This window comes from Streptomyces sp. NPDC030991 (genome assembly GCF_055571235.1).
Genome location: NZ_JBVIFR010000052.1, coordinates 1 through 7950, shown reverse-complemented (window position 1 = coordinate 7950; position 7950 = coordinate 1). Strand labels below are relative to the sequence as shown.

Here is a 7950-nt window from a genome sequence, read left to right as displayed (position 1 = left end):
AGGACAGCATCGCGGTCACCGAGGTTTTCAACGACGTAGTCACGCACGTCGTCCAGCACCTGGTCAGCGTCCCAGTCGATCCGGTTCAGCAGCCGGTGGATGCGATCGGGCCCTGTGTGCCCGGCTTCTTCTGCCAGCGTCCAGCCGTTCTTCCGCTCCAGCGGGGCTATCAGCCCTCGCATATAGGCCAGCGCGGACTGTCGCGGTTCCTCCCGGCTGAACCTGTGCACGAACCGCTCGTGCATCGCCCCGAGTTCACCGGCCCACACTCTGGCATCAGCAAGGTCCCCACCCATAACCGGACCAACGACCGAGCTGGCTAACAGTCACGGCAAACACCGTTGCAGTATTAGAGGGCGTTTCCCCCCGATGTTTCGTCCCGGGACAGGGCTTTGACGAGGTATCAGAGTCCCCGCCAGGTTGGGGTGGATTCTCCGGTGAGTCGGCGGGCCATCAGGGTGATCATCGCGAGGTAGATCATGGCGGTGGAGCGGGCCGGGAGGGTTTCGCAGTCGCGGGCCAGGCGGCGGTGGAACATCAGCCAGCCAAGCGTTCTCTCCACCGCCCATCTGCGCGGGAGCACGGCGAAGCCGCGGGTGCCCGGGATACGGCGGACGATTTCGAGATCGATACCAAGGCGGGCCGCGTGGTCGACGAGGTATTCGCGATAGCCGCGATCCGCCCAGCCCTTGCAGATGGTGGGGTAGGTCGCCGCGATCCGGTTGAGCAAGGCCTCGCCGGCCGTGGAGTCCTGGATGCTGGCGGCGCTGACGAGCACGGTCAGCAGCAGGCCGGTCGAGTCGATCACGACGGACCGCTTGCGGCCCACGATCTTCTTGTTGACGTCGACACCCTGGTCCGCGGCCGGGACGTTGGTGGAGGTCTTGACGCTCTGCGCGTCGATGACCATCGCGGTCGGCTCCGGTGTGCGGCCCTCGTCCTCGCGCACCCGGCGCCGCAGCAGGGCGTTGAGCTGCTCGAAGATGCCGTCCTTCTCCCAGCGGCCGAAGTAGTGGTAGACCGTGTTCCAGTGCGGGTAGTCGTGCGGAAGGTAGCGCCAGGGGATCCCGGTGCGGGCGACGTACAGGATCGTGTCCAGGAGGTCGGGTAGGTCGTGGCGGGGCGGGTGGCCGATGTTGAGGCTGCGGCGGACTCTGTCGTCGCGCCAGCTCGACAGCATCGGCTCGATCAGCGCCCACCGGGCGTCGGACAGGTCGCTGGGATAGTGGCGGCGTGCGCTCATCTTTCCGGCATAGCCCCGGCTCGGGCCGCCGGGCAGGGCGCAGGAGCCGGGCGGCTGGGGCATTCGGAGCCAAGCGGCGTACTTCGCGACGAAACAGGAGCAGAGGGAGCGCAACAGCCGGATCTGCGTCCCACTCGTCACCTGAATGACGTGGGCCACAGCTAACACCCCAGCCACTCACCAGAACTAATCGCAAACACCTATGAAATGCGGGAAAACACCCCTCTTAGAGCCTGTGTTTGAACTCGACGCTTGACGCGTTTATGAGGTTCTGGGCTGTTTCTGACATCCAGCGGTCGGGTGGGGACAGGTTCGGAGGGCTGTCGAGGGTGTTCGGTTACGGAAGGGCCGTGCTGAGGTCGGCTCTGGTGGTCATGGGCAGGTGCGCGGAGCGTGTCGGTAGGGGCTGGAGCCTTTCTTCGTCGGCGTCGTCGGCGGTACTTCGGCCTGGGGTGGTGAAGCGCCGTGAGCGAGATGGTCGGCAGTGTGACCCGCAGCCGGTATGAGGGGCTGGTGGCAGCGTCGCTGAAGCTGGTGGAGCTGAGTACGCGCTGCCAGCTCGGTTTGGGTGATATCGCGTTGGAGATCGAGCCCATGAGGGCCCGGGGCGGATCGAGCCCGGACGGGGGCGGGGAGCTGTTCACGGTGAAGCAGTCGCTGACGATGTTCGCCGAGGATGTGGGCCTGGCGTACTCGACGGCTGCGGGCACCGGTGGGTGGCTGGTCAGTGGCCGGCTGAGCACCGGAGCAAGGACGCCTCGCACGAGGTCCACAGGATTCTGGCGTCGGGGCCGGATCCGTTCGAGAGGATCAAGCATCCGCCCGTGAATCCGCGCAGTGGAAGGCTCGGGTGTGCGGACACCGCGAAGCGGGTGGTGGGCTGTAAGACGGACACGCCGGTGAACGGTCTCCAAATGGTGAGCGTAGAAGCTGCGGAGCACCGTCTCACTGTGCGCGACAGTCGAGGAGGCGTAGGTCGTCCCGATCGGCCGTTTCCCGCTGATTGGATTCACGGCCCGGTCTGTACGCGGTTGTGCACGTTGGGCTGGACGTCGGCGCCGGGAAGGCTGAGCCGTGATCTGGATCCACCGAGAGAAGTCGCGGGCCTCGATCCTGCTCGCCTCGTTCCAGGGCATTTCGAGCGCCCACAAGAAGCTTCTCTGCACCAGTCAAGTCGTCGGCTCTCTCGGGGTCTCCGTAGTATTCGCCGAAAATCGGGCGGATACGGTTGAGTAACAGGCCGTCGACGTCCTGCCCGTTGTAGGCCAGGTAGGCCCTCGACAGCAGTTCTTCCTCGGCACTCACGACGGTCTCCTTCCTTCGGATCGCGCCGGCCCGGCTCGTCCGCGGCTGCCGTCACAGGCTCAGCAGCAGATCCCTGACCGCGGCGGGCTGGGACAGGAACGGGTGGTGGCCGGCGTCGAGTTCGACGACGCTGCCGGCCCGGCGGGCGAACTCGCGCTGCAGCTGCGGCGGGGTGCCCCGGTCCTGGGCGCAGATGAGGTACGTAGAGGGCAACTGCTGCCATGCGGCCGCCGCGACCGGCTGCCCGGTCACCTGCACGCTCTGCCGGGCGAGGTGGGTCGCCGCCTGCGCCTGGATCTCGGGGTCGCAGTCCTGCAGGAATGTATCCACGAGCAGCTCGGGGCGGACCCCGAAGGTGCCGGCGTCGGGGTCGACGTCGAGAAACGGGGCGGGGCTGCCGTCCCCGAACTCCGACAGGCTCTGCCCGACCTCGGGTAGGTAGCTGGAGACCAGCAGCAGGTGGCGTACTGGCCCGGTTCCCGCGGCGGCTTCCGCGGTGATGATGCCGCCGTAGCTGTGGGCGACCACGATGGTCGGCTCGTCGCTGTCCTGCAGCGCCTGCCGCACCGCGGCAACATCCTCGGGCAGCCCCGGACCGCCGACGCCGCCGGGCAGGCCCGCCTCGCTGCAGCTCGGCAGCGCCGGGGCCACGCTCGGCACCCCTTTCTCCTGCAGCAGCTCGGCGGTGCGGTGCCACCACCACGACCCGTCCCGCACGCACGCCCCATGCACGAACACGACCCTCATCGCTACCTCCGCGTCTGCTTTGACTGCCCCCTGCCGACGGTAGACGTAGTAGCCGTTACGTGAATGTCAGTGTGTGAGGGACATGAGCCACGAGACGCTATGTCTAGTGATCATTTGAGAATGAGTCAGCCGGTCACTCGTCGTCGAGCCGCTGGAGAACCTGCGTGAAGTCACCGGCCTCGAGCAGGCCGACGAGCACCTGAGTCATGCTCTTGATGCCGGGATCCCGGACGATCAGGCCGTCAGAGCACCAGAAGTAGCGACCGCCCATCTCCTCGCCTGTCTGGGACCACCTCTTCATCAGCCGCTCGACCTCGGCGAGAGTGAACACAGTCGCGCTCCAGCGGGAGCCGTCCGCTGTCAACCGCACCTCGACATCGACGTTGCAGCATCAGCGCCAACAGGAAGACCTAACGGAGTCCTACGGAAGTTCTGACAAGGAACGAGCCCTCTCGCTGACGCGCTACCGGGGTGGAACGGTGTCGTAGTCGTGCCGGGCCTGCTCGACCTTGTCCAGGTTGCCGGCAGCCCATTCGGCAAGGTGCGCGAAGAGTGGAGCCAGGCTGCGGCCCAGCTCGCTGATCTCGTACTCGACCCGAGGGGGGACCTCCGGGTGGTACGTACGCACGACCATGCCGTCGCGTTCCAGCTGACGCAGCCGCTGGGTCAGTACCTTTGGTGTGATCGTGCCGATCCGTCGTTCCAGCTCGACGAACCGTTGCCGGCCATGCATGTGGAGAGTCCACAGGATCGGCGTGGTCCACCGGCTGAACACGATGTCCACGACCGCACTGGTCGGACAGGCGAGTTCCGGGTCGGTCCCAGCGGCTGCCACCCAGTCAGCGTCGTCGGCCATACACACCCCATCGGGATAGTCACTTTCCTGTAGGTACCTACTATATCGACGGTGTTAGCGTCCCCGTGTCGCCCAGAGAGCAGTTCTCCGCGGCGGCCCCGCCCGCTCGGGCGGTGACAACCATGCTGAATTGACACGGGAGTTGTTCATGTTCGTAGTGACAGGTGCGACCGGGAATGTCGGCCGATCGCTTGTGCAGACCCTCGCGGCAGCCGGTGCGCAGGTGACCGCGACATCCCGGAAGATCTCGGACGCGGACGTGCCGGCGAGCGTCCAGTACACGCAGGCGGACCTGGTCGATCCTGAGAGCCTTCGGCCCGTTTTCGACGGAGCCGATGCGCTGTTCCTTCAAAGCGGCGGCCCCAGCGCGCACCTGTTGAGCCCACAGGACATCCTCGACGTCGCCAAGGCCGGCGGCGTCGGGCGGGTCGTCCTGCTGTCCTCCCAAGGAGTCGCGACCCGACCGCATTCGGCCTCTCACGGGGACCTGGGACGATCCATCGAGGACGCCGTCCAGCAGTCAGGCATGGACTGGACGATCCTGCGGCCCGGAGGCTTCAACTCCAACGCGTACGCCTGGGCCGAGTCGGTCCGCGCCCGAAGGACCGCCGCCGCGCCGTTCGCCGACATCGGCCTGCCCACCATCGACCCGGACGACATCGCCGAGGTCGCCGCCACCGCCCTGCGGGAGAACGGCCACGCCGGACAGACGTACGAGCTGACCGGGCCTGTCCTCAGCACGCCCCGCCAGCGGGCCGCGGCGATTGCCGTCTCACTCGGCGAACCCGTCCGGTTCATCGAGCAGACCCGCGACGAGGCCCACGCGCAGCTGCTGCGGTTCATGCCCGAGCCCGTGGTCGAGACCACGCTGACCATCCTGGGTGAGCCCACCCCCGCCGAGCAGCGCATCAGCCCTGACGTCGAGCGGCTCCTCGGCCGCGCGCCCCGCACCTTCGCCGACTGGGCCCAGCGCCACATCGCCGCCTTTCGATAGGTCCTGCGTCTCCGGTCAAGGCATTCCTGGACGATCCATCACGACGCACCGCCGACCACCCCCAGATGGTTCCCGCACCTTGGATTGGGGATCCAAGGTGAGCAGGTCCGTCGAAGGACGGCGGCCGTCCGCCCGGACTGCCGCGCCGGAGCCGGTTGCGAACCTGATCGGACCGTTCCGGGATGGTGTGCCCGATGTTCCGTCGCCGCAGCCAGCCGCGTATGACCTTGGAGCTGTAGCCCTTATCACCGGCGACATGGCCGGGTCGGACCCGCGGCTGTCCGGACCAACTACCGGGCGTCCTCCATCCAGTACTAGGACGCAAAACAGCTCCTGGACCTGCACCGGATCCTCATCACACCGATACCCGGACCGCCCGCCCGCCCGCACACTGGAACAACTACACGCCCCGAACAACCCCTGCGGAACCCCATCGCTGACAGATATTGAGGTTGCAGACCGTCGGGGGGTCGCGTGGCCGGCCTGCCCGCTCGGCCGGCTGCCAGCTGTTCTTCCGGGCCATCGGCGCGAGCGGCCCGCGCGATGCATCCGGGCGCGAGATGTCGGGAAGGCACTCCTGCTGCGGCCTCAGCGCTGTGGGCAGCCGGGCAGTCGGCTCAGGAACGCGACAGCACACAGCACAGGGATCAGCGCGGCCAGCGTCCAGGTCAGGCCGGCGAACTCAGCGGCCCAGCCGATCACAGCGGGGCCGAACAGTGTCCCTGCGTAGGTGAAGGTGGTGAATCGGGAGATCATCGTCGCAGCTTCGGGGCCGTCCTCCTTCGCCTGCCCGACCGCGCTGTAGGCCAGCGGGATCAGGACCGAGGCACCCGCGCCCGCGACGGCGAACCCGCCGATGGCCGTGGCCGGGTTGGGCGAAAGCACCGCCATCGCCAGCCCGCAGGCCGCGACGACGCCGCCGGCGCGAAAAAGGGCCGGGGCGCCATAGCGGAGGGCCAGGCGGTCGCCGATCACTCGGCCGAGCGCCTGAGCACCGGTGTAAGCGGTCACCGCCGTCGCCGCTAGGCCGAGCGACGCGCCCCGAGAGTCGTGCAGGAAGATCGCGCTCCAACCGAGGGCGGCACCTTCACAGACCATCAGGGCCGTGCCAGTCAGGCCGAGTGCCACGACCTGGCGGCTCCAACCTCCGCGTCGGCGACGGCGCTGTGCGGGCGAGGACGTGGCGGCGCCGTCTCGCGTGCTGGTCTCCACCAGGAGCCGTCCCAGCAGCAGGCCCCCCGCCATGAGCACGGCGCCGGTTGCAGCGAGGTGCGCGGCGAGCGAGACACCCATATGCTCCAGGACTGCCGCGGCGAGTGAGGCCACGACCGCGCTGACACTCCAGGCGGCGTGACAGCCGTTGAGCAGGGGACGTCCGAAACGCCGTTCGATAGCGACGGCGTGAGTGTTCATGGCTGCGTCAGTGGTGCCGTGTACGGCGCCGAGCGCCGTGACGACCACCACGAGTTCGAGGACTCCGCCCACTAGGCCGATGAGCACCAGCAGCACGGGCATAACGAGGAGGGAGGTGCGCAGTATCGGCCGCGTCCCGACCCGCGCCGTCAGAGGGCCCACACCCTGCATGCAGGCGAGGGCCGCCACAGCAAAAACCATGCCGATGAGCCCGAGTTGCCCGTCGTTCAGATGGTGTTTGCCCTTGAGCGATCCCAGCCGGACGACGTACGTCGACAGCATGAGCCCGTTGAGGAAGAAGACGGCTGTGGCTGGCCACCGTCCTGCGTTCCCCGGTCTGCTTGGATTTTCCGAAGTGGTCGGACCTGCTCCGACCGGGCGGCCAGCCGTTGTTGTCGTGTACGCCGCGGTCCGTTCCTCGGCAGTCATCGTGCGCGCTCCGTCACGTCCCCCCGTGATCCGAGGATGCCCGGACGGCGGGTGAGAATCAGAGCGACGGTAGCACCGCCGTTCACTGCCCGGGGCCTAGATGTGTTGACCCGCGTGAACAACCAGGCGAGTCAACACAACCGGGCACCGCTGCTCGGTGAGGTTCAACCTCGGGAGTGGAACCGGGTTTCATGCGACGAGTGACAGCGTATGTGACGAGGCCAGTTGTTGTTCGAACTCGGCTGGTGTGAGGTAGCCGAGAGCGGAGTGGCGGCGGCGTCGGTTGTAGTAGGCGAGCCAGCGGAACAGCTCCAGGCGTGTCTGAGCTTTCGAGGTGAGGCGTCGGCCGTGGAGCAACTCGCGTTTGAGGCCCTGGAAGAACGATTCGGCCAGGGCGTTGTCGTAGCTCGAGCCGATACGTCCCATGCTGCGGCGGATGCCGTGCCGTCGGCAGACCTCGGCGAAGGCCCGGCTGACGTACTGGGCGCCCTGTCCGTGTGAAAGACGACGCCGTCGACCCGGCCGCCGCGGGCGGCGACCGCCATCTCGAGGACGTCCGTGACGAGCTGGGTGCGCATGTGGTCGGCGATGGACCAGCCGATCACGCGGCGCGAGCAGATGTCGATGACCGTCGCCAGGAACATCCACGAAGGGCCGACAGGGACATAGGTGATGTCGCCGCACCACCTGCTGTTCAGCGCCGTGGCCGTGAAGTCACGCATCACCAGGTCCGGTGCGGGCGGAGCCATCTGTCCGCGATCGTGGTCCGCTTCTTCCGGCGCAGATGACGACCGACGATATGGTTCACCCGCATCAGCCGGGTGACGCGCTTGCGGTTCACCTCCCATCCACGGGACCGGAGTTCGGCATGGATGCGCGGGGCGCCGTAGGCGCCGTGGTGCTCGGCGTGGATCTGCCGGATCTCAGCGACCGCGGCGGCCTGCTCGGCCTGACGCGCGGCAC

8 protein-coding genes and 4 pseudogenes are annotated in these 7950 nt (G+C 67.5%); 4 read left to right on the top strand and 8 right to left on the bottom strand.

What is annotated here, in order from left to right; translation table 11 throughout:
- On the bottom strand, window positions 1-296 hold a 296-nt coding region (locus ACZ45E_RS39795; protein WP_468231425.1), incomplete at its 3' end, for a transposase.
- A gap of 107 nt (window positions 297-403) precedes the next feature.
- Window positions 404-1243 carry an IS5 family transposase gene (locus tag ACZ45E_RS39790; protein ID WP_468231423.1) on the bottom strand — a complete coding sequence of 280 codons (840 nt, stop codon included), beginning with the start codon at window positions 1241-1243 and terminating at the stop codon, window positions 404-406.
- A 465-nt stretch (window positions 1244-1708) separates the two neighbouring features.
- Here ACZ45E_RS39790 and ACZ45E_RS39785 point away from each other — a divergent pair, with 465 nt between their 5' ends.
- Both ACZ45E_RS39785 and ACZ45E_RS39780 read left to right on the top strand, forming a co-directional pair.
- Window positions 1709-2071: a hypothetical protein gene (locus ACZ45E_RS39785; protein ID WP_468231427.1), complete on the top strand. Its 363-nt coding sequence runs from the start codon at window positions 1709-1711 to the stop codon at window positions 2069-2071.
- A complete protein-coding gene (locus ACZ45E_RS39780; protein ID WP_468231422.1) occupies window positions 1960-2475 on the top strand; it encodes a DUF6192 family protein in 516 nt (171 codons plus the stop codon). Before ACZ45E_RS39785 ends, ACZ45E_RS39780 begins: the two co-directional genes overlap by 112 nt.
- Window positions 2476-2599: 124 nt before the next feature.
- Here ACZ45E_RS39780 and ACZ45E_RS39775 read toward each other — a convergent pair whose 3' ends face one another.
- The 3 genes and pseudogenes from ACZ45E_RS39775 to ACZ45E_RS39765 form a co-directional block, all read right to left on the bottom strand.
- A complete protein-coding gene (locus ACZ45E_RS39775) occupies window positions 2600-3295 on the bottom strand; it encodes an alpha/beta hydrolase (protein WP_468231420.1) in 696 nt (231 codons plus the stop codon).
- Between the two features lie 133 nt (window positions 3296-3428).
- Window positions 3429-3683: pseudogene (locus ACZ45E_RS39770) on the bottom strand (hypothetical protein); the annotation flags it as partial.
- 75 nt (window positions 3684-3758) lie between these two features.
- A complete protein-coding gene (locus tag ACZ45E_RS39765) occupies window positions 3759-4151 on the bottom strand; it encodes a winged helix-turn-helix transcriptional regulator (RefSeq protein WP_468231417.1) in 393 nt (130 codons plus the stop codon).
- Window positions 4152-4299: 148 nt separating this feature from the next.
- Here ACZ45E_RS39765 and ACZ45E_RS39760 point away from each other — a divergent pair, with 148 nt between their 5' ends.
- Window positions 4300-5145 (top strand): NAD(P)H-binding protein, encoded by an 846-nt coding sequence (locus ACZ45E_RS39760; RefSeq protein ID WP_468231415.1) that lies wholly within the window; start codon window positions 4300-4302, stop codon window positions 5143-5145.
- Window positions 5146-5254: 109 nt separating this feature from the next.
- Here the strand turns inward: ACZ45E_RS39760 and ACZ45E_RS39755 are convergent.
- Window positions 5255-5428: pseudogene (locus tag ACZ45E_RS39755) on the bottom strand (IS5 family transposase); the annotation flags it as partial.
- On the opposite strand from ACZ45E_RS39755, the pseudogene ACZ45E_RS39750 reads away from it, so the two are divergent.
- Window positions 5406-5599: pseudogene (locus ACZ45E_RS39750) on the top strand (ISAzo13 family transposase); the annotation flags it as partial. The pseudogenes ACZ45E_RS39755 and ACZ45E_RS39750 sit on opposite strands and share 23 nt — an antisense overlap.
- 134 nt (window positions 5600-5733) lie before the next feature.
- Here ACZ45E_RS39750 and ACZ45E_RS39745 read toward each other — a convergent pair.
- The gene (locus ACZ45E_RS39745) at window positions 5734-6987 is read right to left on the bottom strand and encodes an MFS transporter (protein ID WP_468231414.1); all 1254 of its coding nucleotides are present in this window, start codon (window positions 6985-6987) and stop codon (window positions 5734-5736) included.
- 189 nt (window positions 6988-7176) lie between these two features.
- Window positions 7177-7950 (bottom strand): annotated as a pseudogene (locus ACZ45E_RS39740) (IS3 family transposase); the annotation flags it as partial.